Consider the following 25,047-nt stretch of genomic DNA (forward strand, 5'->3'; position numbering starts at 1 on the left):
CTTCATTTTTATAATTTAAAAAGAGTACCTTTTGTGTCGAATGTCACATCTTTTCGGTCTGAATTAAAACAACTCTTCCACTTAATGCTACCGATTTTAATTACCCAGTTTGCTCAAGCAGGATTTGGGTTAATTGACACTATTATGGCTGGGCATTTATCTGCAACTGATTTAGCTGCAATTGCTGTAGGGGTCGGTTTATGGATTCCAGTCATGCTCCTGTTCAGTGGCATTATGATTGCAACCACACCATTGGTCGCTGAAGCAAAGGGCGCAAGAAATACAGAACAAATTCCTGTTATTGTTCGCCAATCCTTATGGGTCGCCATCATTTTAGGCGTAATGGCTATGCTCATTTTGCAGCTCATGCCATTTTTCTTGCATGTGTTCGGTGTTCCTGAAAGCTTACAGCCTAAAGCAAGTTTATTCTTACATGCGATTGGTTTAGGCATGCCAGCTGTAACCATGTACGCAGCTCTACGCGGTTATTCGGAGGCCTTAGGTCATCCACGCCCTGTAACAGCTATTAGCCTATTAGCTTTAGTTGTATTGATTCCTCTTAACATGATTTTTATGCATGGATTGGGGCCAATACCTGCATTAGGTAGCGCAGGCTGTGGTTTTGCAACCTCCATTTTACAATGGCTCATGCTGATTACATTAGCAGGCTATATTTATAAAGCCTCGGCTTACCGAAACACGTCTATTTTTAGCAGATTCGATAAAATTAACCTGGGTTGGGTAAAAAGAATTTTACAGCTTGGCCTACCAATCGGTTTAGCCGTGTTCTTTGAGGTGAGTATTTTTAGCACAGGTGCATTGGTGCTTAGCCCATTGGGTGAAGTATTTATTGCAGCGCATCAAGTCGCAATTTCAGTGACTTCAGTGCTGTTTATGATTCCGCTTTCACTTGCGATTGCCTTAACCATTCGAGTGGGAACCTATTATGGTGAAAAGAACTGGGCTTCCATGTACCAAGTGCAAAAGATTGGTCTGAGCACAGCAATATTTTTTGCTTTATTGACCATGTCTTTTATTGCCTTAGGTCGTGAACAAATTGTCTCGGTTTATACTCAAGATATAGATGTTGTTCCTGTTGCCATGTATTTGCTCTGGTTTGCCATGGGTTATCAGTTGATGGATGCATTACAAGTCAGCGCGGCAGGCTGTTTAAGAGGCATGCAAGATACTCAAGCACCGATGTGGATTACGCTTATGGCGTATTGGGTGATTGCTTTCCCTATCGGACTTTATTTAGCACGTTATACCCATTGGGGTGTAGCTGGCGTGTGGCTAGGTTTAATTATTGGTTTAAGCATTGCTTGTGTTTTATTGCTCTCACGGCTTTATTTAAATACCAAACGTTTAAGTCAAACCTAATAAAAAAGCCGATAAATATCGGCTTTTTTATTTTATGCAGACTTAGCTCGCGGGCTTGCTCCAATTTGCCAGACAAAAGGTAAATCGGTACGGTTTACTTCCCAATCTCCAATCACTTTTTCTTTGTAAATAAGCGGATTATGTGAAGACACAGTCCGAGCATTACGCCAGAAACGGTCGAGTTGTTTGACCTGACTACTTGCCGATGCACCTAAAGCATTAAATAACTGGCTGGTTAAATCGAGTACCAAATTAGAAATTACCACCTGCCCTTGTGCCGACTCAAGCTCTGCATCTACATTAAACTGATGTTCTTTCACCTCTAACTCACTAAAGTGACTTTCGTAAGCTTTCTGTAATGCTTCTGCTGTTTTAATCGTAATTGCTAAACTTGCATAGGCTTGAGCAGAGGCTTTACCTACCACCTGTAAAACTTGTGGGTCGTGACGAACAAGGTCACCATTACCATGACTAAAAATACGCTTTCGCTCACGTATTTCTTGGCTAAAAGTTTCGACCGCGGCATGCGCAATCCCTGTTAGGGTTGCAAGATGGACGACCTGATAAAAAGCAGTTTGATATTTAAAACGCTGGTCAAATGGAATAAGATGCGAAGCTGGCAAATGAACCTGATGCACTTTTAAAGTACCACTGCCCGTTGTCTTTTGACCAAAGCCATCCCAATCATCAATTACACTCACGCCCGATTCATGACGATAAATAGCAGCAATTACGTGGCGGTCATTCACTTCATCGTAAGCAAATAAATCGATCCAGTCTGCAAAGATACTTCCAGTTGAATAATACTTTTCACCATTCACCACCAAGTTGCCCGAAGCATCTTTGGTTACTCGTGTAACGACGTCACCGATCTGTACATTTCCAACTTCGGTCCATGCGTTCCCGACCAAATCACCTTGTACAAAGCGTTGAAACCAAACCTCCTGTGAATGCTCTTTATGAGCAACTAAACGGTCTTCAACAAAAGCGAAGTGTCCACGCAAAGCTTGCACAATATTCGAGTCTGCTTGTGCTAGCTCTGCTAAAAGCTGGAAAAGTTGCGGTAATGACACCCCATCTCCACCATATTTAACAGGTACACGTACCGCACCTAATTTGAGTTCTTTTAACCACTGAATCGGTTCAAAAGGTAAGATTCGTTCTTTTTCTCGTTGAATTGCACCTTGAGCAATTTTTTCAAAAACTGGACGAAATCTACTCGCTACCTTTTCATAATCAGCGCCTACCGACAGTTCTTCTAATTCAATTTGGGTAATCGTCATCTTTATTCTCCTAATCTTATTTTTTCTTCAATTTAACTCCATGCATGACGGGGCGGATGGATGCCATTGAGATAATAATTACCGACAATGTGATATTTCCAGCGCACCGGATCATGCAAGGTGTGAGTGCGAGCATTACGCCAATGGCGGTCCAAATTAAGCTCTGACAAGGTCGATCGTGTTCCCGACAATTCAAAAAGCTTATTCGCTGCTAAAATCGCAACTTCCGTAGTGAGTACTTTTGCTTCAGCAACTAATAATGTCGCTTGGTTTACATGCTGTTCTGTCGTGTCGGCAATCGCTTGATCAATCGCATCTCCAGCCAAATCTAATACCGCTTCTGCTGCACGCAGTTTTATTTTTAAATCACCAATATTTGCAATTGTGTAAGGGTCATCACTCGCTTTTTCCAAACCTGAATCGACCCACGCGCGGCTATGATTTTTGACATAGTGAATTGTTTCTTCAATTGCGCCACGTGCAATACCTGCATCGACAGCAGCTTGAATAAATTGTGAAATTGCACCTGCTGGAGTAGGACGTTCGAAAGCCTGATAAATCGGAATTAGATATTCTTCACGTACTGGAACTTGATTTAACTCTACCGTACCACTAGCCGTGGTTCGTTGCCCAAAACCAGACCAGTCATTAATAATATTCACCCCTGAAGTTTCCCGAGGAACTAGTGCCGCATAAGGCTGCCCCTGCTCATTTACAGCGACAATGGGAACCCAATGCGCAAGCAATGCACCTGTTGCAAAAAACTTCTTGCCATTAATTTCATAACCGTGCTCGGTCTTTTTTAATGTGGTAGTGAGGTCAGCCACCGTTTTGCTATGTTTTTCTGAAAAGGCATTACCAAAACGAATTCCTCTTAGCACCAAATTAAAGAAGAACTGTTGTTGTTCAGGTTTCGCATCAAGACGTAAATGTTCAATAAAAGCCAAATGATTTTGGGGAAGCTGTGCAAGAGATGGATCAACACTTGCAATTGTTTTGATGACCTCAGCCAAGGTTCGATATTTAACTTGTGCACCACCAAATTGCTTGGGAACCGTAATAGCCCATAAACCACTTTGTGAGAACTGTTGAATTTCATTTAGGGGTAAACGGCGCTCTCTGTCTCGATCGGATGCTTCGTGTGCAAACTCTTGAGCAAGTTTTTTGGCAAGCTCAATTGCTTCTTCATCAGAACGAATAATATGCGCATCTTTTGACTGCTCAAACACAGATAAAGGAACCGCCTGAGACCGCCCATGGGCTGAACTTAAACTTGTCATAACTTTTGTTATCTCTATTTTTATTTAACCTGCCATTCACATTAGCACCAAAAAAACAGACACTTTATAGATATTAAAGCTTTGTTTATGAAATAGATTTTCACAAGCTTTTCATATTTTTTACTATAAAAATAACATTTTGTTTTTCGAAAATTTTCTTACATGAGATAAACAATTTCTTATAGGCTTTTTAAGTTTTGTCACCTATGATCAAAACTAGGCAATATTATGTTGTAGTCAATGAGGTATCGAAGATATGGCAAAGAATGCAAGTTCACCTGGCAAAAGATTTATGAAACTTGCAGGAATGACCGCGAGCATTGCAACGAAAACCGTTTCTAACTCGATTCGAAACTTGAACGCAGACGAAGAACAAAAGTTGGCTTCAAAAACCAAGCTATTTCAGGATATTGGGTTGCAAATTGCCGACACCTTAGGCGAAATGAAAGGTGCCGTGATGAAAGTCGGTCAAATTGCATCGCAATATAAAGATATTTTCCCACCTGAAGTTGCCAAAGCAATTTCAAAACTACAACGCCAAGCCCCAGCCATGCCCTTTGCTGCAATTCAGCAACAAGTTGAACGAGAGCTTGGGAAACCGTTGAATGTTGCCTTTAAATCTTTTGATAGCGAACCTTTTGCAGCTGCTTCAATTGGACAAGTTCACAAAGCTGTCCTGCCTAGCGGTGAGCAAGTTGTGGTTAAGGTTCAATATCCAGGTGTTGATGAAGCCTGTGAAAGTGACTTAAAACAAGTTCGGTTAGCACTTCGTTTAATGGGCGTACTTAAAATTGATAAAAAACTACAAGATCAGCTTTTTGCAGAGATTCAAGATAGTCTGTCAGCAGAACTTAACTATGAAATCGAAGCTCAAAACCTTGAGGTTTTCAAAACATTTCATAGCCAATTAGATGACAAAATTATCATCCCGACCGTTTACAAAGATTACTCTTCAAGACGTATTTTAACCTTAAGTCTCGAACAAGGTGACAGCATTGAAACTGCCAGTGCTTGGCCTATTGAAATTCGAAATACGATTGGACGCCGCTTGATTCGCGCTTTAGGTCAGGAAATGTTCTTTTTAAAACGTTTTCACTGTGACCCGCATCCGGGTAACTTTGCCTTTCGCCAAGATGGCAGTGTCATTATTTACGACTATGGTAGTGTTAAAACGCTTTCAAATGAAATCGTGCAGCACTTTAAACGCTTAGTAAATGCAGCTCGCCATGAAAATATCGATTTGATTGAAACAGAATTATTTGAACTACATTCACTTGCTGAAAAAGGCAAATTCCCGAGTGATCTATATAAACTCTGGATTGAAGTATTATTACGCCCGCTTACAACCACTTATGATTTTGCCGAGAACTCATCGCACCATGATGGCATGTTACTTGTGAAAAAATCTTTGAAGTATTGGGATGTATTTAAACCATCTCCAGATACTTTAATGGTCAACAGAACCATTTCAGGACATTACTGGAACCTGATTCACTTAAAAGTTCATGACAATCTGAACGATTTATTTGAAGAGCTTATTCCTCCTTCTAACTAACTTAATTTACTGTTCAATGTAGCCTTCTAGGGGGTTACATTGACTTTTCAACTGTTATGTTATAACATTTCTTTAATCAAAAATAATTTAGGACAATCTCTCATGCGTAAAGATATTCATCCTGCTTATCAACAAGTGTTATTTCATGACACCAATGCAGACGCGTACTTCTTAATTGGTAGTACTCTTCAGTCTAAACAAACCAAAGAATATCAAGGGAAGGTTTACCCTTATGTAACTCTTGATATTTCAAGTGCATCACATCCTTTCTACACAGGTGAAGTACGTCAAGCAAGTAATGAAGGCCGTGTAGCAAGCTTTAATAAACGCTTTGCTCGCTTTAACCGTAAGAGTTAATCTTGCGTTAAGATTTGACCAATACACTTAAAACATTGGAAGCCTAAGACTATCTCCTCCACTTAGGCTTCTTTTTTTATGTGTATTTTTACGATCTTTTTATGTTGTGTATAAAAGAGAACTTATCCACAAGTTGTCTAAAAACTTTTCTGATTTTTTTCAATAACTCCTCAATTTTTATAATTGCCAAGCTTTCAAAGCTGCTATTCGATGCTATGCTTAAAACCTCATTTGATAGGAAATTTAAGATAATGGCACAAGAGTTACTTGCCCAATTACAAGCAGGCACAGCAAAATTTTCAGACGTTTTAGCTCATATTGAAGCGCGTTACCAACATACTCCAACGGCTTTTCAAAATGGTGCACAATATAACGCTGCTACTGAAAATCAAGGCAGTGCAAAAGTTTTCTCTTTTGCCAAGTTACAAGGTTTAGACCAAGCACAAACTTTAAGTTTATTTGCAGAGCACTACGCATCTGTATTGGCGACCCCTGAGGGAACTGATCATCAAAATATTCGTCAGTTTATGCAAAATGGTTGGGATGGTGTGAAGTTTAAAGGTCAGGCTTTGGCTGAAAAAGCTTAATCATTTTTTAGCACAGCCTCAAATTATGAGATTTTCTAAAGCCTGTTAATAGGCAATGCCTCACTTTTGAGGGCAAAAGTGACAAAACCCTTTGTTCCGCTGATGCTACATCCATGTAGCACAGCGAAACGACGGCATCCATGCCGTCTGTCACGATAGTAAATGCCTTATTTTTCTTAATTATTTTATTAGCCCCTTACATTTGATACGCGATAACGTCATTCGCAGCCTGCGTGGTGTCAATAAAAGATCGTTTTTGCAAAGCATAAGATAAATGGATTCAGTGAACAGGTTCTGCGAATGACAGATGCCTTTGATTACTTTGGGCAAAACCAAAGTAACTTAATTAGCTGCTCCCATTAGATAATTCAACCGTAAGACTCCGTCGTAAAAATCCTACTCAACATTCAACTTCGATGAGCTCTCACAACTTGAAATCATACTCAATTCTTAAATATAAAAACTCAATGCCCCGCCACCCAATAATAAGTCGCCAATCCCAAACACGTAAAAATTAACGATCCAATCAAATGAATAGAAATCCCCAACATCGCCATTCCCAATTTGCCACTTTGTAATAAAGTCACAATCTCAATGGAGAACGTTGAAAAGGTAGTTAAAGCACCACAAAAACCAGTAATCACAAAGAGCTTATAATTCGGACTTAAATCACTTTGGGCAAAATAGGCAATCGCAAAACCAATAATAAAGCCACCGACTAAATTAACAGTGACAGTACCGAGTGGAATTTGTGGGTAGATTGGATTGAGTTTTAAACCTAAAAACCAACGCAGCCATGCCCCTAGAACCGAACCTAAAGCAATTGAAAGTAGAGAGTAATACATAAGACCACCCCTTTAGATAGACGCTAAAAGAGCAAAAAATAATGAAGAGAAATATGACATGGCGTACTCCAAAAATAAGCAGAGTACGCAATAACCTACGTACCCAGCGATATAAATACATGAGGGTAACGTAGGCATCATTAGCCAATCCGGCGGTTTTTCAGAGGAGGAATGCCATCTCCCCGTTTTAAGTATATTAAATCATCTAAAATTTGATTAAAACATACTTTTTAAAATCATGGGCGTTCATCATATTGCGGTAAATCATCCTGAATACATTCCCACTCTGCCTTAGAAGCAGCAAAAATATGCATTGTCGGCTTTTGATCGAGCGGTGTATCAAGCGTCCCAATTCTTAAACGATACAGTTCAGGCTGCGCATCACGCGAGCTAATAAGCGGTGAACCACATTCGCTACAGAACCAACGGTACACACCATTCACCGCAAATTTTTTGACTAGGTCTTCACCTTGGGTAATTTTAAAATCTGTACTTTTAACAGGAGCATTCGTGGCAAATGCTGTTCCATTGGATTTTCGGCAGCGTTGACAGTGACATTGAATAATATCTCCGATATCGCCTTTAATCTCGTAGCGAATACCCTGACATAAACAACTTCCCTGATAGACTGGTGATGCTTGAGACATGATCTCGTAAATCCTATTTTTATTGATTGTTCAAAATTACCACTTTTCACATATCAAACATAGCACCAAATCAAGCCGTTATTTCTCTAGGAATGAATGTACGCCTTCACCAGCCGCTCGCCCTGTAGCAAAGCATGCTGTAAGCAAATATCCGCCTGTAGGAGCATCCCAATCCAGCATTTCGCCACAGCAAAATACCCCTGAGGTTTGTTTAAACTCTAAGTTTTCAGTTAATGCATTTTGCTTAACACCACCAGCACAGCTAATCGCTTCCTCAATAGGTCTAAAACCTTCTAAGTTGATTTGAAGAGCTTTGATTTGCTGAGCCATAACATTGGGTTGGTTCCATAGTGCTTTATCAACCACTTCTCTGACTAAGTTAATCTTAGCTGTATCTAAGCCAGCTTTACGCCAGATATTAGTGAGCGATTGTTTTTTGCTAGCCTGCAATTTTTTAATTAACTGTGAAAGCTCTACATCAGGCAATAGATCTAAAAACAGATTTAAGCTTTTTCCTTGTTTTCGCTGTTCTCGTAAGACACGTCCCAGTTTATAAATAACACCACTTTCTAACCCATAGTGAGTAATCACAATATCGCCATGTGTAACTTGGCTAGGCTCAACCCACGCATTGATACGCTTTAAAGGTTCACCAAAACAGCTTTCCATAAAAGTAGACCAAGCGTGCAATACCCCGGCATTACTCGCTTGAAAAGGTTCAATATTGGATTGATCTATCCATTGTTGCCAAGCGCCATCACTACCCAATTGTGACCACGACACCGCCCCACATGCCAATATCACTGCATCGTATTGCTGGGTAAAAGTCTCGCTGCTTTGATTATTCTGACTTTCTAAAGTTACTGTTGTACCTTGTAAATTAATACAACGATGACGATAAAAGAATTTAACTTGCTGTTCTGCCAAACGTTTTAGCCAAGCACGTAATAGAGGAGCCGCTTTCATTTCGACAGGAAAAATGCGACCTGAGGTGCCAACGTAGGATTCTATTCCCAGATTTTTCATCCAGTTCTGAATCCAGCCTGCATCCCATTTTTCAACCCACGGTTTGAGCCATTCTGTATGGTCATAGCGCTCAATAAACTGCGCTAAAGGTTCAGCATGCGAGATGTTTAACCCCGTTTTACCCGCCATTAGAAACTTACGTGCCGCTGAAGGTTTTTGCTCATACACGTCAATATCATAAGTATATTGGCTCAACACCTCAGCTGCCATTAAACCAGCCGGACCCGCACCAATAATGGCAACCCGCTTATTCGCCATGCACTTGACCTTGTAATGGGGCAAACTCATCAAAACGTGTGCTGTAACCTTCAGGTTTAGTGATCACAAGCTGTTGGCAAAGTTCTCCACGTTCTAAATACTTAATTTCAAAATGAGTACGTGCAGATGTTTGAGCAATTTTTTCTTTTTGATAAGGCAGTTTCCAAACATTTAATAACTGCTGTTCAGCTTCTTCAATATATTCAGGGATATTACTTGCCAGAGTAATGGTTCCACCTGTTTGCAAGCGTGAGATTAAGAACTCAAAAAATGGCATATTCAACCAGCGCTGTGCTGGATTATGTGGTTCTGGATTTGGATAGAGAATAAAGAAATGCTCTACTTGGGCGGGGTACAAAGCATGTACCACCCACGGTAAAGCATCTGCATGCACAGGGATTAAGTTATCTCTCGGTTCCAGACCATGCTGTTTTTGCATTGCCAAGAATTTTTCTCGGGTTCGTTCAATTGCATACAACGTGTGCTGTGGCTGTTGCCCGCTAAATAGCAAAGCATGTTTACCCTTGCCCGCTCCAATTTCTACACAAATCGGGGTATTTTCAATTGGGGTAAAATCGCGAGGCGCTTGCATACGTTGTGCTTGAAATTGACGAATCTGCATAATCACATCAAACTAAATAAAAATCGGCATAAGTCTAACAAGTCACCTGACTTTTGCCTAATCTATTTCTCTTCACTTTGAGGATATCGCTTTATGCCACGTACATTCCCCTGCCCACGTTGTGGTGAACCAAGTGTTTGGGAAGGTAATGAATTTCGTCCGTTTTGTTCAGAGCGCTGTAAATTAATTGATTTAGGGGCGTGGGCAAACGATGAATATAAACTGCCTACCCAAGATGCACCTCAGCATGACAAGGGTAGTCAAAATGAAGATGATTACGAGGATTAACCCGCTTTGCCCGCGACAAATGGGTTAAATTGTTTTTCATAGCCAATGGTACTCATCGGACCATGTCCTGAAATAAACTGAGTATCATCTGGCAAACTAAAACACTCACGTTTAATCGATTCAATGAGTTGTTCATGGTTTCCACGCGGGAAGTCTGTTCTGCCAATCGAACCTTTAAACAAGACATCACCAGTCCAAAGCAAGCCATGATTTTTATTATAGAAAATGACATGCCCTGGTGTATGACCCGGCGCAAAACGCACCTCAAATTCATCTTCACCCAGTTTTAACACTTCACCGCCTTCAAGCCATTGATCGACTTTTACTGGCTGTGGAATTGGAAAGCCATAACGTGCTGAAACTTCCTGAATCATATCTAGCCAGAACTGATCTTCTTTATGGGGACCAATAACTGGAACGCTCCATTCTTTAGCAAGCTCTCCTACCGCTCCAGCATGGTCTAAATGCCCATGAGTGAGCCAAAGAGCCTTCACCTTTAGACCTAAGGCTTCAACTTCTTTTTTCAAAACTGAAGCATCACCACCAGCATCAATCAAAACTGCTTCTTTGGTTTCACTGTCCCAAACAAGAGAACAATTTTGGGCAAATGCAGTAACTGGAACAATTTTGACTTGCAGCATAAGAACCTCTGGCTAAAACGCAATTAACGGTGGGCTAAGGTATAAGTAAGGGCATCAAGATTAGCCTGAACTAACCCTGCAAGCAAATCAATATGAGCTTGATCGCTATTTAAAGCAGGAATGTAAGCATAGCTACCACCGCCAGCCTCTTGAAACAACTCAGCATTTTGTATGGCTAGTTCTTCAAGTGTTTCCAAGCAGTCAGCAGAAAAAGCTGGGCTTAAAACCTGAACGGACTGAACCCCTTGCTTCGCCCAATCTTGTAGAAGCTGGTCTGTATAAGGTTTCACCCATTCTTGTCTCCCAAAACGTGACTGGAAGCTAATTGCCCATTCATCATCTTTCAAATGTAAGGCTTCAGCGACTAACTTTGCTGTGATACGACAACGGTTTGCATACGGGTCACCCTTATCAGCATATGGCTGTGGAATACCGTGAAATGACATCAACAGTTTTTCAGGTTTTCCATGTTGCTCTTGGTAGGCTAAAACACTTTCTGCCAATGCCTGAATAAACATTGGATGCTGATAATAGTCTTTAATAATTGTTAGACCTGGCAAGTTTCGCTGGGCTGGAATCCACTTCGCAAACGCATCGTATAACGGCGCTGTAGAAGTTGCAGAATATTGAGGAAACAAAGGCAATAGAATGACATGCTCTTGCGGGTTAGACGCCAGTTTTTCTAACACTGCATCAATACCTGGATTGCCATAGGTCATTGCTGGTATCACGGTTAAATCAAACTGATTATTTTCTTGCTGTAAATAAGCCTGCACACGTTTGGTTTGTTCAAACACAATTTCACGCATCGGTGAGTCTTTTGACCATACCGAAGCATAGGCATGCGCTACTCTTTTCGGTCGAAAAGGTAAAACAAACAGATTTAAAATAATCCACCAAATAAATTTTGGTATTTCAATCACGCGTGAATCAGATAAAAACTGCTTTAAAAAACGGCGCACCGCAGGCACAGTGGCCTTATCCGGTGTACCTAAATTCGCTAAAATGACAGTAACTTTCGGTTTTTGTTCAAACGACATGTGTAAATGCCTTTCAGTTCATCTTATGACATTAATGTAACAGCTTTTATTGTCATATATAAATTGAATCGCTCTAAGCTTTTAATCGAATGCCTCGATGGTTCCATTTATAGCTAAGTAATATCTTTTGAGCTTTAGCTGTAACTTTCCATAAGCTATAGGATTGTTCAATTTGAGTTGGAACAATCCAGCCTTGTGATTGCATTTGCTTTTTAATCCGAAACAATGCCTTATGGTTAATCTGAGCACAGGCAACAGCATGTGCGCGAGGTAACTCCTGACGAGCATCCTCTAAGCCTGCCTGATTTAAATATTCATTCAAGCATGTTCCAAAATTTTCTTCTGGCATCGCTGTTTCAAACTGCTTTGCCAATATGCTTAGCAACTGGGACCACGTCATTTGTCGTTGTCGTTTCAGCTCTTTAAAATTGCCGTCCTGAAATGCTTGAATTTGATATTCAAATGCAAAAACATCTTGCGGAGCAACTTCATTTACTTGAGTTGATGACTCTGCTAACTGTTGTTCTAACTGTAAAATTTTACTTTTTAATAATTTAATTTCATCTTCTAAGTGATGAGCTTGATGAGCAGGAACCCAACCTTGTCCCATATGCTGCTCAACCATTAAAGGTATATTTAAACGGACGGCTAGCTCTAAGTCACGAAGGCTTTTAAAGTAAAAAATATGGTTTGCATCAAGTAATAACTTTTCTCTAAATGCGCTAAATTTATCTTTAAGCTGTGGATGTGTTTCTTGTAAATGTATTTCACGACTTTCAGGTTGCTCATGCATGAACACAATAATGGGTTTAGCCTGACTTAACGCATATTCATATTCTAAAGACAAATAACTCGCACCAGAAATCGACTGTTCGCCATACTGGCTGCCTAAAAGTAGGATTACATAATCACATTCATCAATTTGTCGACGTGCAAGTGTAGTGGTTAGAGGTGTTCGATGCTCTAATCCCCAAGCAAAGAAACCCATCCCTACCAAGGTTTGAGACAGAACCATCCGCTCTGGCTGCATGTCGCGGCCGGATGTTGAAATAAAAATCTGATAGCGTGTATCGAGCATAACAATACCCTTTCGCCCCATGATCTATCCGTGACTTAATATCAGCCAAGATCATGAACCGCCCCAAATAAAATAATAAATCTAAAAAACACTACTTTCTAAATGATGCTAAAAGATCAGTTCAGATTATGAAGTGTCCAAGTTAACTCTTGTGGAATCATATGTTGTAAAACAGGTTGCAGTGCCTCAGCATTATTACCGCTGACATAACATTCAATACGTGCAACATTCTGACCTATTTGGTCACATAATAACTCATTTTTTATTAAAATACGGGCTGTTTGTCGGGCAACTGCCAACCCAGAATCAACCAGTGTGAATTGGTTATCAAAAAGATGATGAATTGCCTCATTTAAGAAAGGATAATGCGTGCAACCGAGCACTAAATAGTCGGCACCTTGCTCAGCAGCGGGTTGTAAAACTTCTTTTAATGCTTTTAAACATGTCTCACCCATTTGCTGACCTGCCTCGACACAAGGAACAAGTTCAAGGCTAGTTAAAGTCATCACTTTAACACCTGCCGGAATAGCAAACTTCTCGACCACATCTTTAATGAGTTGGCCACGAAAAGTAGCAGGTGTCGCCAACACAGCAACCACTTTAGAACGTGTCTGTAATACGGCAGGTTTTAATGCTGGAACCAATCCCACAATTGGAAAGTGTTCACCATAATGCTCACGCAAATGATCAAGGCTAAATGCGGAAGCAGTATTACATGCTACGACTGCAATTTTACAGCCTTGACGATATAGCCAATCAACAGCACGAGCAGTGAGTTCTCTGATTTCTTCATCAGAGCGAGGACCATAAGGAACGTAGGCAGTATCTGCATAATACACAATACGTTCATTTGGTAAATGTTTGGCAATTTCTGCTGCAACTGACATTCCTCCAATTCCCGAATCAAAAATACCAATTGGGGCATCTGCTGATGCTTTAGGCATAGGTTCTAGCTCGGAAAATAAAGGTTGTATGGCGGTCATAGCTGTACTGAAGTGTCAGAAAATTTCACTCCCTAAAGCTTAAACCTCAAGTGCCTAATTGCAATAGCAAATTACCACTTTTTAGCTCTAAAATGGTTTCTCCTTTATCATTTTCAATCAGTGTTCCATAGTTCACCAAATGATAGAAAGCCTGACGTTGAATCAGCGCATTAATTCCAAAACGGACATGCACATAAGGACGCAACTCCCCTGCATATTCCCGCATAAAAATTGGATGTTCTTTATCAACTAAAATCACGTCTTGATTGGTCGTAGTTAGTTGTAAAAACTGCTCACCTGAAATTTCGACCTGATCTGCCTGATTGACTAATAAAGGTTCATCTTCAACTTCGATTTCAATTTGTTCTACAGGGGTTTTCAGGTAGAATTTACCCTCTTCTTTCCATAGGACTTTGGTAAACAGATCTAATAGAGCTTGGCGCTTGATTAATTGACCTTCGTGCCACCATTCTCCATTGGATTTCACCGTCAAATCCATTTTACCGCAATGCTTTGGATGCCACTGCTCTAAAGGTGGAATTGACCTTTTGTGACTTTGCTGTACACCTTTTAAGTATTGTGCAATGTTCATTAAGTTTTTATCATCAGATAACGGTATTTTTCCCATATCCGATGGTGAATTATTTTGATTTACCATAGTTTATGCCTTGCTGACGAAAAAATGTTACGACTCAGCCAATTGGCTAGATCATGGTTTAAAACTATACTAGCCCAAACGATAAAAGGCACAATAGCATATTTGCGCCTATGGATTAAAACACTCACGGCAGCACCGAATTTTCTGAATATGACGGTTGCCACCTTTAAGTATTGAGGAGTCCTACATGGAACACATCGAACGTGAATCGATGGAGTTTGACGTTGTCATCGTAGGTGCAGGACCTGCAGGTCTATCTGCTGCGATTAAGATCCGTCAATTAGCGATTGAAAAAAACTTACCCGATCTTTCTGTTTGTGTAGTTGAAAAAGGCTCTGAAGTAGGTGCGCATATCTTGTCTGGTGCTGTGCTTGAGCCACGTGCCATCAATGAACTTTTTCCGAACTGGAAAGATGAAGGCGCCCCTCTTAATGTCCCTGTAACTGAAGACAAAACATTCTTCTTACTTTCAGACACCACTTCAAAAGAAGTTCCTCACTGGATGGTTCCTAAAACCATGCACAACGATGGTAACTATGTTATCTCGTTAGGTAACGTTGTTCGCTGGTTAGGTCAAAAAGCTGAAGAACTAGAAGTTTCAATCTTCCCTGGCTTTGCTGCATCTGAAGTGCTTTACCACGAAGATGGTACTGTAAAAGGTATTCAAACTGGCGACATGGGTGTTGGTAAAGATGGTGAGCCAACGCATAACTTTACACCAGGTTATGAGCTACACGCGAAATATACCCTCTTTGCTGAAGGTTGCCGTGGTCACTTAGGTAAACGCCTGATTGCGAAATACAACCTTGATAAAGATGCTGATCCTCAACATTACGGTATCGGGATTAAAGAGCTTTGGGAAATTGACCCAGCAAAACATAAGCCAGGCTTAGTCATGCACGGTGCAGGTTGGCCTTTAGCAGAAACGGCTTCTTCAGGTGGCTGGTGGTTATATCACGCTGAAAACAACCAAGTGACTTTGGGTATGATCGTGGACTTGTCTTATGAAAATCCACACATGTATCCATTTATGGAAATGCAGCGCTGGAAAACTCACCCACTGATTAAACAGTATTTAGAAGGTGGTAAGCGTATTTCTTACGGCGCACGTGCTGTAGTGAAAGGCGGTTTCAACTCATTGCCTAAATTAACTTTCCCGGGCGGTTGCTTGATTGGTGATGATGCAGGTTTCTTAAACTTTGCAAAAATCAAAGGCTCACACACTGCCATGAAATCAGGCATGTTATGTGGTGAAGCTGTATTTGAAGCGATTGCTGCGGGTGTAGAAAAAGGCGGTGATCTTGCGATTGCACGTGTTACTGAAGGCGAAGATTTATTCGTTAAAGAATTAACTTCTTACACTGACAAATTTAACAACAGCTGGTTAAAAGAAGAACTTTATAACTCTCGTAACTTTGGCCCAGCAATGCATAAATTTGGTCAATGGATGGGTGGTGCATTTAACTTTATCGACCAGAATGTCTTTAAAGTACCATTCACTTTACATGATTTGAAGCAAGACTTTGCTGCATTAAAAACTGTTGATGCAACAAGCTTTAAGCCAAACTATCCAAAACCAGATGGCAAGCTTACATTTGACCGTTTATCTTCTGTGTTTATCTCAAACACTGTACATGAAGAAAACCAGCCAGCTCACTTGAAGCTTACTGATCCTTCAATTCCAGTGAATGTGAACTTACCAAAATGGGATGAGCCTGCACAGCGCTACTGCCCTGCTGGTGTTTATGAAATCATGGAAAATGATGATGGTTCTAAACGCTTCCAGATTAACGCAGCGAACTGTGTTCACTGTAAGACTTGTGACATTAAAGACCCATCTCAAAACATCACATGGGTAACGCCTGAAGGCGGCGGTGGTCCGAATTATCCTAATATGTAATAAAAAAGCCCCGATTATTCGGGGCTTTTTTATTGGAATCCGCTTATTGAAAAGGCGGTATTTTTGCTACGTTTAAATTAAAATTCTTTTTATAGAAAATAAATGTGCCTAATAAAAATAAGCCAAGAAAGCCAAAGTTTCGCGCTAAATCGAAGTACCAAACCGAATTACTAAATAATAAATCAAGAATTAACATAAGCCCCATAAACCCTGTATGCAGAATCAAACTCATCTTTATCTTAGGTTCAGGAGCAAAAGATGTATTTCTGTAACCAAGTAGAACAGAACCTAATATAATAAGGATTAATAAAATAATAATAGCGGCGGTTTCAGATAACCAAGAAGTTTCTGTATGTAATAAAAGAGCAATTGAGAAAAACCAAAGAAAAATAAACAAGCTTCGTTTCACAAAATATTCATTCATTTTTATACGTCAGTTATATACTTAATTTTATAAATTATATAACGATTCTTATTTGTAAAAAATTATCATTTCAAATTAAATTTGAATTATTATTGGCTTCTAATCATCTTTATTAGAAGCCTTATTATTCTATTAACCTTTCTTCACTAAGTAATGAAATTCTTTATGACCATTTTCATCTAAGCGTTCTTCTTGCAACAACAACTCATGGCCTAAATGCATACAAAATTTAGGAATATCCCACGAGGTCGAATTATCTGTTGCGAAGACTTCAACAACATCCCCAGACTTAGATTTGCGGATGGCTTGATGCAACATCATGACAGGTTCCGGACAGCGTAAACCTCGTGTATTAAGTTGAACAGTAGGTGAAATAGATTGTTCTGACATGACAAACTCGAACAAATAGAATTTTCACATTTTAGCATAAACAAATTACTGAGCTGTTAACTGTAACTGGCTTTTACATAACAATATACGTTTTGTCTTTTAGCTTGTTTTATAGATGCATAAGCATCTTTTCTTCGGTATGATCTGTCTATTCATTTGATACATTGAGTCTTTAGGAAAGATCATGCAAGAGGAACCAAGTCCGTCGTGGGGAATGCGAGGCTTACGAAAATGGTTAGGTACAGCGCCAGAAACCCGTGATGAATTATTAAAATTAGTCCAAAATTCACGCCGCTTTTTAGAACCAGATACTGTTGCTATGCTTGAAGGCGTTCTTGACCTTCCAGCTACAAAAATTCGTGAAGTCATGACGCCACGAACAGCAATGATCAGTTTACAAGAAGATGATCAATTACTTGATATTCTTGATGTACTGGTTGAGTCTGCTCACTCACGCTTTCCTGTCTTCTCTGCCGATCAGCCAGACAATGTTGTCGGGATTTTGCTCGCAAAAGATTTGTTGCCGTTTCTAACTGAACCGAATACCAAAGTCGATATTCGAGTTCTCATGCGTCAACCGTTGTTTGTTCCTGAAAGTGCGCGTTCCGATCAGGTATTGCGTATGTTGAAACATACTCAGACTCACATTGCGATTGTGATTGATGAATATGGCTCAACAGCAGGTCTTGTTACGCTTGAAGATATTCTTGAAGAGATCGTTGGCGAAATTGAAGATGAGCATGACACTGTCGATGAAGATGCTCAGTACATTGTTCCTGACAATGACCATACGGTAGCAAATGCATGGATGGTGCAAGCACTTACACCAATCGAACATTTCAATACTGTTTTAGATGCTGATTTTTCTGATGATGAAGTAGAAACTGTCGGCGGTTTATTGCTTCAAGAGATTGGTCTGGTAAGTGATTTACAAGGTCAAACTGTTGAGCTTGGAAATTGGTTATTTACAATCGTTGAAGCAGATGCCCGCACTATTCATCTGATTCGAGCTGTACGTCAATGAGAGCATACTTTGAAAAGCTGTTAGATTCTTCGCAACAACAAAAACAGCTTCCTTTAATTTTTCCTTTACTCATTGCTTTATTTTCAGGTGCCGTGTTCAGTTTTTCACTGGCACCTTACTATTGGTGGTGGTTGGCAATTTTATCTCCAGCCCTACTCTATGCAACACTACATAAGCGCTCAGCTAAACAAGCCCTTGCTATTGGTTGGAGCTATGGCTTTGGTTTATGGTTTGTAGGCGCTTTCTGGCTCTATACTTCTATCCATGTATATGGCGATACCAATGCATTTCTAAGCGTATGTATGATTGCTATTATGGCCCTTGTGATGGGTTTATTTACAGCATTCCAAACATGGGTTTACCGACGTTTCTTCCCTGAAACACCACTTACTTTTGCCCCACTTTGGATTGTTTTCGAATGGGCAAAAACTTGGGTATTTACAGGTTTCCCATGGTTGTTTGTAGGTTACGCTTTTACTGAACGCTTACTCGATGGTTATGCACCGCTATTTGGTATTTATGCTATTTCCTTTGTCGTCATTGTATTAGCATGTGCTTTAGTTGAAGTTCTGCGTAAACGTGTTTTCTGGGTTATCCCTTCTGCCCTGTTAGTTTTGGGTGCATGGGGAGCATCATATATACAGTTTGTAAAACCTAAAGCGGCTAAACCACTTAGCGTTTCGCTCATTCAAGGTAACATTCCACAAGATTTAAAATGGCTGACTGAATACCAAGTTAGAACATTAGAAATTTATGCTGGTTTGACACAATCTGAATGGGGCCGTGACCTAATTGTATGGCCTGAGTCTTCAATTCCGCTCTTCCAAACTGACATTGAACCATTTTTGGATGCAATGGATGCACAAGCGAAAAAGAACCATACAGCTTGGGTAACTGGTATTCCTTACTGGGATTTTGCGAAATCACATCAAGTTGGTAGCCCGCTGTATTACAACAGTATTATGGCATCTGGCAGCGATTCAAGCGGACTCTATAAAAAGCAGCGTCTTGTTCCATTTGGTGAATATATTCCTCTTTCAGGTTTACTCTCTTGGGTATTACCAGCCATGCAAAATGACATTAGCATGAGCGGTTTTACACGTGGTGAGAGTGATCAGAAACCACTTTTAATTAAAGGGCATGCGCTTGCTGCTGCAATTTGTTATGAAGTGGCTTATCCGAACCTAACAAGACGTAATGCAGAAGACAGTGATTTCTTGGTGACTGTATCGAATGATGCTTGGTTTACGGGTACTGCTGGGCCTTGGCAACATTTACAAATGGTGCAGATGCGCGCGAAAGAAAATGGCCGCTGGTTTATTCGTGCAACCAACACAGGTGTAACAGCGTTTATTGATCAAAATGGTCATATCACTGAACAAGCACCAATCGATAAAGAGTTTGTCTTGAGAGGCGATTTACCTGCTATGCAAGGCCAAACTCTTTATAACCGTTTAGGTGATTATCCAATTTTAGGATTTGCGGTCTTACTGCTGATTTTAGGTTGGGTTTATCGCCCACGTAAAGTTGACATTTCTTTTAAATCTCGTCGCTAAATCATAATAACTTTGTACCCAGAGGCACTTCAAACTCTGGGATACAAAGTGCTACATCACCATCTGCATTATGAAACCCTGTCACTAAACATTCTGACTGGATAGGTCCAATTTGTTTTTTAGGGAAATTCACTACAGCAACGACTAATTTACCCACCAAATCTTGTGGTTGATAGAGCTTGGTAATCTGTGCACTTGCTTTACGCACACCCAATTCTTCACCAAAATCTACATGCAAAATATAAGCAGGTTTACGCGCCTTTTCAAAAACCTCAGCTTGAATAATTTTACCAACGCGAAGCTCTACTTTTAAAAAATCATTCCACTCGATTTGTTCCATTTACTTTTCTCATGTTCTTAGATAGCTGATCTGAAGCATATAATATGTACAAATGAAGGAACACCCTATTTTTAAGTTCAGTTAAAAAATAAAACGTAGATGTTTAGTCTACGTTTTATCTAAAAATTTGGTTTTAAAATATTATTAAAAAGCAATCGATAATTGCAAAGATAAATAAGCAACTAAACTCGATAAAAAGACCATAGGTAGATAACGATAAGCTTTAAAAAGTAATTGCTCATATTGAGTAGATATTTGTTTAACTTGCCAGACGCTCGCTTTTAATGCGGTGAAGAAACTCACCATTAACCATGCACTCACAATACTTAGTGCAAAGAAGCCAATCATGATTTGGCTACTTCCCTCTGTACTCAGCCATAACTTTAAAAAAACTTCAGCAATCGGCAATAAACCCAAAATCAATAGGACAGACTTGAGCATTACCCAATGAAACTGAGTCAGTTCATCTAATATGAGAAATGCTTTCATTTAATCTCTCCTTTTAATTGGATAAAGTGCTTTTTAGTTATTATGCAAAGCTTTCATTTAAATATATAGCTTATTTTCCTCCACATTTTAACTTTCTTGTAACTATTAAATATGGGAATAATTCTTATTATAAATCTCAAATATTGATATTAACTTTAATTTATATTTTTCAGTTAGTTATTATATTTTACTGATTGAGAGAGATTATCAATTCACATTTATCATTTTATCTTTTTAACTGAATTGATAATCTCCATTACATTTTAATTAAGGTTGATAATAAATATCTGCATCATTACCTTCACCGCCTTCTTTGCCATCCGCTCCAAATGAGTACAAGTCAAAAGCTCGACCATCTGCCCCAGGAATGACATATTGAATATCATTTTTCCAACTGTCTTTAGGATAACCACCTTTTACATAACCACCTGGCATCCAGTTTTTCGCTGTAGCTGGTTGGTTAACCAAAGCATCTAGCCCGCCTTCTTGCATGGTTGGGAAATGCCCGTTATCAAGCTTGTACTGATCTAAAGCTCCCGCTACACCCTTTAATGCAATTTGAGTCGTATCAATTTTGGCTTTTTCACTACGCCCCATGACATTTGGTACGATTAAAGCAGCTAACACGCCTAAAATTACAATTACTACCATGACTTCAATGAGGGTAAAGCCTGAGTTTTTATTTCGCTTACGTTGCATAGTTTGTACTTTCATCATTATCTCTAATATCAAAGTGATTAAATCATATTGTTCATATTTACGATTGGCAGCATAACCGCGATTACAATAACCAGTACAATGCTTGCCATTAAAACCAGCATAAGCGGTTCAAGTAATGCCAGTAAGGTTGAAATAAATGTCGTCACCTCACGGTCTTGCATGGTCGATGCTCGTTCTAACATGCGGTCCAGCTCGCCTGATGCCTCTCCACTTCGAATCATTTGTACCATCATTGGTGGGAAATAACCACTGCGCTCAAGTTGCGTACCTAAGTTACCACCTTCTGTCACACGCTCAGCCGCGTGAGCAATTGAGTCGCGTATGACCCAGTTATTGGTTACTGCTGCACCAATTTTTAAGGCATCAACCAAAGGGACACCTGAACGAGTCAAAATAGATAAGGTACTGGCAAATCTTGCAGCATTAATACCACGTGACAGTTTACCGAATAATGGCAATTTGAGTGTTAATCGATCAAAAGCATAATGTCCAGCAGTGGTTTTTAAGAACCGAATGAATGCGATAACACCTACTACTGCAAAAAGAATAATAAACACCCACGCATGGCGAATAAAATCACTCGCTTTCATTAAAGCGACTGTAATCCACGGAAGAGCATCTTTATTTTGATCAAAAGTTTTTACAATCTCTGGCACAACATAAGTCATTAAACCCATCACAATACCAAAAGACATCAGCATTAAAATGATGGGATAAATCATGGCACCCTGAACTTTCTTTTGCATGGCAAAGCGGTTTTCGGTGTAATCCGAAAGCTGATCTAAAATGAGATCTAAATGCCCCGAACGCTCGCCAGCAGCAACCGTTGCAATATACAGGTCAGGGAAACGTCCAGACTGCTGCATACCCTGCGCGAGTGAGTGCCCTTCTAAGACTCGAGAACGTACAGATAATAAAAGGTTTTGCACATGTGTTTTTTCACTTTGTCTGCTCACGGCGCGTAAGGCTTCCTCAAGTGGAATAGCAGCAGCAACCAAGACCGAAAGTTGTCTGGTCATGAGCGCCAAATCATAAGCACTGAACTTTTTTTGGAATAACCCCTGACTCTGATGTTTATCTTTTTGTTCAACAGGGTCAACGCTAATTGGTGTCCATGCTTTATCACGTAATTGTTGGCGAATCTGGCGCGCTGAGTCTCCCTCAAGCACTCCTTTTTGCTGCTTCCCTGAAGCATCAATGGCAGTAAATTGATATGCAGGCATGGTAATGTTCTAATTTTCCAAAAATAATAGTCGCTGCTGTTGCATCTATGCTACGCAATCATTCATATTCGTTCTATAGCCTGTGTAGAATACCCAAGTCCTCTTCACGACGCTATGCCGTTTTTTAAAATTGACGAAATGAGCCTCTATGACCATAACGCCAAAGCCTGATTCAGTTGTTTATCGTGTGCGTGTAGCCGTACCTGTGCATCTGTACGACACTTTTGACTATACACTCACCCAAGCACAATATGAACGGGCTCACGTAGGCTCACGCGTCGCTATTTCATTTGGACGCCAAAACCTGATTGGTATCATTACTGAAAAAGTGAACCCAAATGAATCATTTACAGGCACATTTCAACTTAAAGACATTTCTGAACTTTTAGATGATGAGCCTATTTTAGACGAACAAGTTTTAAGTTTATTGACATGGTCAGCCCAGTATTACCAATTTCCAATTGGTGAGGTCATGCAAACCGCCCTACCTGCATTATTACGTCAGGGCAAACCGATGGATGTTTTGTTCCATCTTTGGAAAATTACACCATGTGATAATGTTGAAGCACTTCTCAAACGTTCTGTTAAGCAACAAGATGCTTATCAGATTTTAAAGTTACACCCTGCCGGAACTACAGAGAATATTCTTAATTTAAGTGGTGTAGAAACTGCTACTCTTAAAGCGCTTCAAAAGAAAGGACTGGTAGACTGCACACTTGAACCACACGACTTTAGCCCATCGCCTGTTCAATTGGCACAAATGCCGCTTACACTCAATGAAGACCAAAAGAAGGCAACCCAGCACGTTGTAAACGCGCAACATCAGTACCAAGCCTTCTTGTTAGATGGTTTAACTGGAAGTGGTAAAACTGAAGTTTATCTGCACATCATGCACGAAGTGCTAAAACAAGGTAAGCAAGTTTTGGTTTTGGTCCCCGAAATTGGTTTAACTCCTCAAACCATTTCTCGGTTTAAGTCTCGTTTTAATTGTGATATTGCTCTCTTGCACTCTGGCTTAAATGACTCTAAACGTTTACAAGCATGGCAACAGGCACAAACTGGTAAAGCCTCTATTATTCTAGGGACGCGCTCAGCGATCTATACGCCACTACCGCGTTTAGGCTTAATCATTTTAGATGAAGAACATGACTTGTCTTATAAACAGCAAGAAGGCTTCCGCTACCATGCACGTGATGTCGCCCTGTACCGTGGGCACTTACAAAACTGCCCTGTTATTTTAGGTTCAGCAACTCCAAGCATCGATAGTTATTATTTGGTCGAAACTGGCAAATTAACAGCGCTTCAGCTTAACCAACGTGCAGGCCATGCGCTTTTACCTAAAATGCATTTGATTGACCTTAAAATTGTCAAAAAACAGCATGGAATTAGCCAGCCTTTAATAGAACAAATTAAAAACACCCTAGCCAGAAAAGAGCAAGTTTTAATCTTTTTAAACCGTCGTGGCTATGCACCTGTACTGGTGTGTGAAAGCTGTGGCTGGCAAGCAAATTGTCCGCATTGTGATGCACATTTTACTTTGCATACTCAGCCTTATTCTTATTTACACTGCCACCACTGCGGTACTGTTCATCGCTTGCCACACCATTGCCCTGAATGTCAGCAAAAAAGCCTAAAAACCTTGGGTGCTGGAACAGCTAAGGTCGAAGAACACTTACAAGAATTATTTCCCGAACATGAGGTGATTCGGGTTGACCGTGACAGCACGAGTCGTGTCGGAAGCTGGCAAAAAATTTATGATCGTATTCACCAAAACAAACCAACAATTTTGCTCGGCACTCAAATGTTGGCAAAAGGCCATCATTTTCCACACGTCACCTTAGTTGCTATTTTAGATATTGATGCAGGCTTACTGAGTGTCGACATTCGTGCGCCAGAACGTACTGCGCAGTTAATTGTACAAGTCGCGGGACGTGCAGGCCGTGGCGAACATAAAGGCCATGTTTACTTACAAACCTTAAGACCAGATCACCCTTTACTCACCACACTCATCGAAAAAGATTATCGGGCGGTTGCCAAACAGACGCTTGCAGAACGTAAAGTCGCATTGCTGCCACCTTATCGCTATGCCGTACTGATACGTGCAGAGTCCAAAGACCGTGACTATACCTTACATTTTTTAAATGAAGCTGCCGAGCAACTTCGTCAAGTGGCTGGTGAAATTGTTGATATTTGGGGACCTATTCCAGCTCCTATGGAGCGTAAAGCGGGACGTTACCGCGCACATATGGTGATTTTGTCTGCTGACCGTGCTCGCCTACATTTTTACTTAAGACAATGGTGGTCACAATTGGTTCATGCACCGCGTCAGCATCAACTCAGACTATCAATTGATGTTGATCCGCAAGAATTTAATTAGATGATTTGAATATCATGGTGTGAAGAAGCCTTTTTGGCTTTAAACTTAAAAGAGACTAATACATTCGAGGCAATGA

At 40.2% G+C, this 25,047-nt stretch carries 26 protein-coding genes and 1 riboswitch; of the genes, 9 read left to right on the forward strand and 17 right to left on the reverse strand.

Features of this window, described 5'->3' with window-relative positions; translation table 11 throughout:
* Positions 1-33: 33 nt before the first annotated feature.
* Positions 34-1,380, forward strand: coding sequence for a multidrug efflux MATE transporter AbeM (gene abeM / locus AWW73_RS10390; protein WP_061874210.1), 1,347 nt, complete (start codon positions 34-36; stop codon positions 1,378-1,380).
* 32 nt (positions 1,381-1,412) lie between these two features.
* On the opposite strand, the gene AWW73_RS10395 is transcribed toward abeM, so the two are convergent.
* Positions 1,413-2,663: an acyl-CoA dehydrogenase family protein gene (locus tag AWW73_RS10395; RefSeq protein WP_062849593.1), complete on the reverse strand. Its 1,251-nt coding sequence runs from the start codon at positions 2,661-2,663 to the stop codon at positions 1,413-1,415.
* A gap of 32 nt (positions 2,664-2,695) precedes the next feature.
* Positions 2,696-3,943, reverse strand: coding sequence for an SfnB family sulfur acquisition oxidoreductase (locus AWW73_RS10400; RefSeq protein ID WP_062849594.1), 1,248 nt, complete (start codon positions 3,941-3,943; stop codon positions 2,696-2,698).
* Between the two features lie 256 nt (positions 3,944-4,199).
* Between AWW73_RS10400 and AWW73_RS10405 the strand changes: the two genes are divergently transcribed.
* The 3 genes from AWW73_RS10405 to AWW73_RS10415 all read left to right on the forward strand — a co-directional run bounded on the left by AWW73_RS10405 (position 4,200) and on the right by AWW73_RS10415 (position 6,442).
* The gene (locus AWW73_RS10405; protein WP_062849595.1) at positions 4,200-5,498 is read left to right on the forward strand and encodes an ABC1 kinase family protein; all 1,299 of its coding nucleotides are present in this window, start codon (positions 4,200-4,202) and stop codon (positions 5,496-5,498) included.
* Positions 5,499-5,600: 102 nt separating this feature from the next.
* A complete protein-coding gene (locus tag AWW73_RS10410) occupies positions 5,601-5,855 on the forward strand; it encodes a type B 50S ribosomal protein L31 (protein ID WP_062849596.1) in 255 nt (84 codons plus the stop codon).
* 251 nt (positions 5,856-6,106) lie between these two features.
* On the forward strand, positions 6,107-6,442 hold the full coding sequence (locus AWW73_RS10415) for a HopJ type III effector protein (protein WP_062849597.1): 336 nt from the start codon (positions 6,107-6,109) through the stop codon (positions 6,440-6,442).
* Positions 6,443-6,906: 464 nt separating this feature from the next.
* Here AWW73_RS10415 and crcB read toward each other — a convergent pair whose 3' ends face one another.
* From crcB to AWW73_RS10435, 4 genes are all read right to left on the reverse strand, one after another.
* Positions 6,907-7,287 (reverse strand): fluoride efflux transporter CrcB, encoded by a 381-nt coding sequence (gene crcB / locus AWW73_RS10420; protein WP_004794914.1) that lies wholly within the window; start codon positions 7,285-7,287, stop codon positions 6,907-6,909.
* A gap of 124 nt (positions 7,288-7,411) precedes the next feature.
* A riboswitch (Fluoride riboswitch) is annotated at positions 7,412-7,478 on the reverse strand.
* Positions 7,479-7,523: 45 nt separating this feature from the next.
* Positions 7,524-7,934 (reverse strand): GFA family protein, encoded by a 411-nt coding sequence (locus AWW73_RS10425; RefSeq protein ID WP_062849598.1) that lies wholly within the window; start codon positions 7,932-7,934, stop codon positions 7,524-7,526.
* Between the two features lie 78 nt (positions 7,935-8,012).
* Positions 8,013-9,218, reverse strand: a complete 1,206-nt coding sequence (locus tag AWW73_RS10430; RefSeq protein WP_062849599.1) for a TIGR03862 family flavoprotein — start codon at positions 9,216-9,218, stop codon at positions 8,013-8,015.
* Positions 9,208-9,846 (reverse strand): class I SAM-dependent methyltransferase, encoded by a 639-nt coding sequence (locus AWW73_RS10435; RefSeq protein ID WP_081409578.1) that lies wholly within the window; start codon positions 9,844-9,846, stop codon positions 9,208-9,210. Before AWW73_RS10435 ends, AWW73_RS10430 begins: the two co-directional genes overlap by 11 nt.
* Positions 9,847-9,933: 87 nt before the next feature.
* Here AWW73_RS10435 and AWW73_RS10440 point away from each other — a divergent pair, with 87 nt between their 5' ends.
* Positions 9,934-10,128 carry a DNA gyrase inhibitor YacG gene (locus AWW73_RS10440; RefSeq protein WP_016144208.1) on the forward strand — a complete coding sequence of 65 codons (195 nt, stop codon included), beginning with the start codon at positions 9,934-9,936 and terminating at the stop codon, positions 10,126-10,128.
* On the opposite strand, the gene AWW73_RS10445 is transcribed toward AWW73_RS10440, so the two are convergent.
* The 5 genes from AWW73_RS10445 to AWW73_RS10465 all read right to left on the reverse strand — a co-directional run bounded on the left by AWW73_RS10445 (position 10,125) and on the right by AWW73_RS10465 (position 14,528).
* Positions 10,125-10,769, reverse strand: coding sequence for an MBL fold metallo-hydrolase (locus AWW73_RS10445; RefSeq protein WP_016144207.1), 645 nt, complete (start codon positions 10,767-10,769; stop codon positions 10,125-10,127). The genes AWW73_RS10440 and AWW73_RS10445 overlap by 4 nt on opposite strands.
* 23 nt (positions 10,770-10,792) lie before the next feature.
* Entirely contained in the window at positions 10,793-11,809 is a 1,017-nt protein-coding gene (gene hemH / locus AWW73_RS10450; RefSeq protein WP_062849601.1) for a ferrochelatase, read from the reverse strand.
* Between the two features lie 73 nt (positions 11,810-11,882).
* The gene (locus AWW73_RS10455; protein ID WP_057105403.1) at positions 11,883-12,887 is read right to left on the reverse strand and encodes a DUF4062 domain-containing protein; all 1,005 of its coding nucleotides are present in this window, start codon (positions 12,885-12,887) and stop codon (positions 11,883-11,885) included.
* A gap of 116 nt (positions 12,888-13,003) precedes the next feature.
* Entirely contained in the window at positions 13,004-13,870 is an 867-nt protein-coding gene (gene murI / locus AWW73_RS10460) for a glutamate racemase (RefSeq protein WP_057105404.1), read from the reverse strand.
* Between the two features lie 46 nt (positions 13,871-13,916).
* The gene (locus AWW73_RS10465) at positions 13,917-14,528 is read right to left on the reverse strand and encodes a DUF1285 domain-containing protein (protein ID WP_016144203.1); all 612 of its coding nucleotides are present in this window, start codon (positions 14,526-14,528) and stop codon (positions 13,917-13,919) included.
* Between the two features lie 187 nt (positions 14,529-14,715).
* Here AWW73_RS10465 and AWW73_RS10470 point away from each other — a divergent pair, with 187 nt between their 5' ends.
* On the forward strand, positions 14,716-16,428 hold the full coding sequence (locus AWW73_RS10470) for an electron transfer flavoprotein-ubiquinone oxidoreductase (protein ID WP_061874200.1): 1,713 nt from the start codon (positions 14,716-14,718) through the stop codon (positions 16,426-16,428).
* A gap of 43 nt (positions 16,429-16,471) precedes the next feature.
* On the opposite strand, the gene AWW73_RS19085 is transcribed toward AWW73_RS10470, so the two are convergent.
* Both AWW73_RS19085 and tusA read right to left on the reverse strand, forming a co-directional pair.
* Positions 16,472-16,852: a hypothetical protein gene (locus AWW73_RS19085; protein ID WP_016144201.1), complete on the reverse strand. Its 381-nt coding sequence runs from the start codon at positions 16,850-16,852 to the stop codon at positions 16,472-16,474.
* Between the two features lie 132 nt (positions 16,853-16,984).
* Positions 16,985-17,242: a sulfurtransferase TusA gene (gene tusA / locus AWW73_RS10480; protein WP_057104858.1), complete on the reverse strand. Its 258-nt coding sequence runs from the start codon at positions 17,240-17,242 to the stop codon at positions 16,985-16,987.
* A gap of 184 nt (positions 17,243-17,426) precedes the next feature.
* Between tusA and AWW73_RS10485 the strand changes: the two genes are divergently transcribed.
* Together AWW73_RS10485 and lnt are read left to right on the forward strand one after the other, a co-directional pair.
* Positions 17,427-18,266, forward strand: a complete 840-nt coding sequence (locus AWW73_RS10485; protein WP_002114976.1) for an HlyC/CorC family transporter — start codon at positions 17,427-17,429, stop codon at positions 18,264-18,266.
* Positions 18,263-19,822, forward strand: a complete 1,560-nt coding sequence (gene lnt / locus AWW73_RS10490) for an apolipoprotein N-acyltransferase (protein WP_062849602.1) — start codon at positions 18,263-18,265, stop codon at positions 19,820-19,822. The genes AWW73_RS10485 and lnt overlap by 4 nt, the downstream gene beginning before the upstream one ends.
* A 1-nt stretch (position 19,823) precedes the next feature.
* Here lnt and AWW73_RS10495 read toward each other — a convergent pair whose 3' ends face one another.
* The 4 genes from AWW73_RS10495 to gspF form a co-directional block, all read right to left on the reverse strand.
* Positions 19,824-20,162 carry a tRNA-binding protein gene (locus AWW73_RS10495; RefSeq protein WP_016144199.1) on the reverse strand — a complete coding sequence of 113 codons (339 nt, stop codon included), beginning with the start codon at positions 20,160-20,162 and terminating at the stop codon, positions 19,824-19,826.
* Positions 20,163-20,306: 144 nt separating this feature from the next.
* A complete protein-coding gene (locus tag AWW73_RS10500) occupies positions 20,307-20,651 on the reverse strand; it encodes a hypothetical protein (RefSeq protein ID WP_016144198.1) in 345 nt (114 codons plus the stop codon).
* Positions 20,652-20,918: 267 nt separating this feature from the next.
* Positions 20,919-21,368 carry a type II secretion system major pseudopilin GspG gene (gene gspG, locus AWW73_RS10505; RefSeq protein WP_227513998.1) on the reverse strand — a complete coding sequence of 150 codons (450 nt, stop codon included), beginning with the start codon at positions 21,366-21,368 and terminating at the stop codon, positions 20,919-20,921.
* A 20-nt stretch (positions 21,369-21,388) separates the two neighbouring features.
* The gene (gene gspF / locus AWW73_RS10510; RefSeq protein ID WP_062849603.1) at positions 21,389-22,594 is read right to left on the reverse strand and encodes a type II secretion system inner membrane protein GspF; all 1,206 of its coding nucleotides are present in this window, start codon (positions 22,592-22,594) and stop codon (positions 21,389-21,391) included.
* A gap of 148 nt (positions 22,595-22,742) precedes the next feature.
* On the opposite strand from gspF, the gene AWW73_RS10515 reads away from it, so the two are divergent.
* Complete coding sequence (locus AWW73_RS10515; protein ID WP_062849604.1) at positions 22,743-24,971, forward strand: primosomal protein N'; 2,229 nt, start codon at positions 22,743-22,745, stop codon at positions 24,969-24,971.
* Positions 24,972-25,047: the final 76 nt, after the last annotated feature.

The sequence above is a fragment of the Acinetobacter lactucae genome (genome assembly GCF_001605885.1).
In the GTDB taxonomy this organism is placed as follows: Bacteria; Pseudomonadota; Gammaproteobacteria; order Pseudomonadales; family Moraxellaceae; genus Acinetobacter; species Acinetobacter lactucae.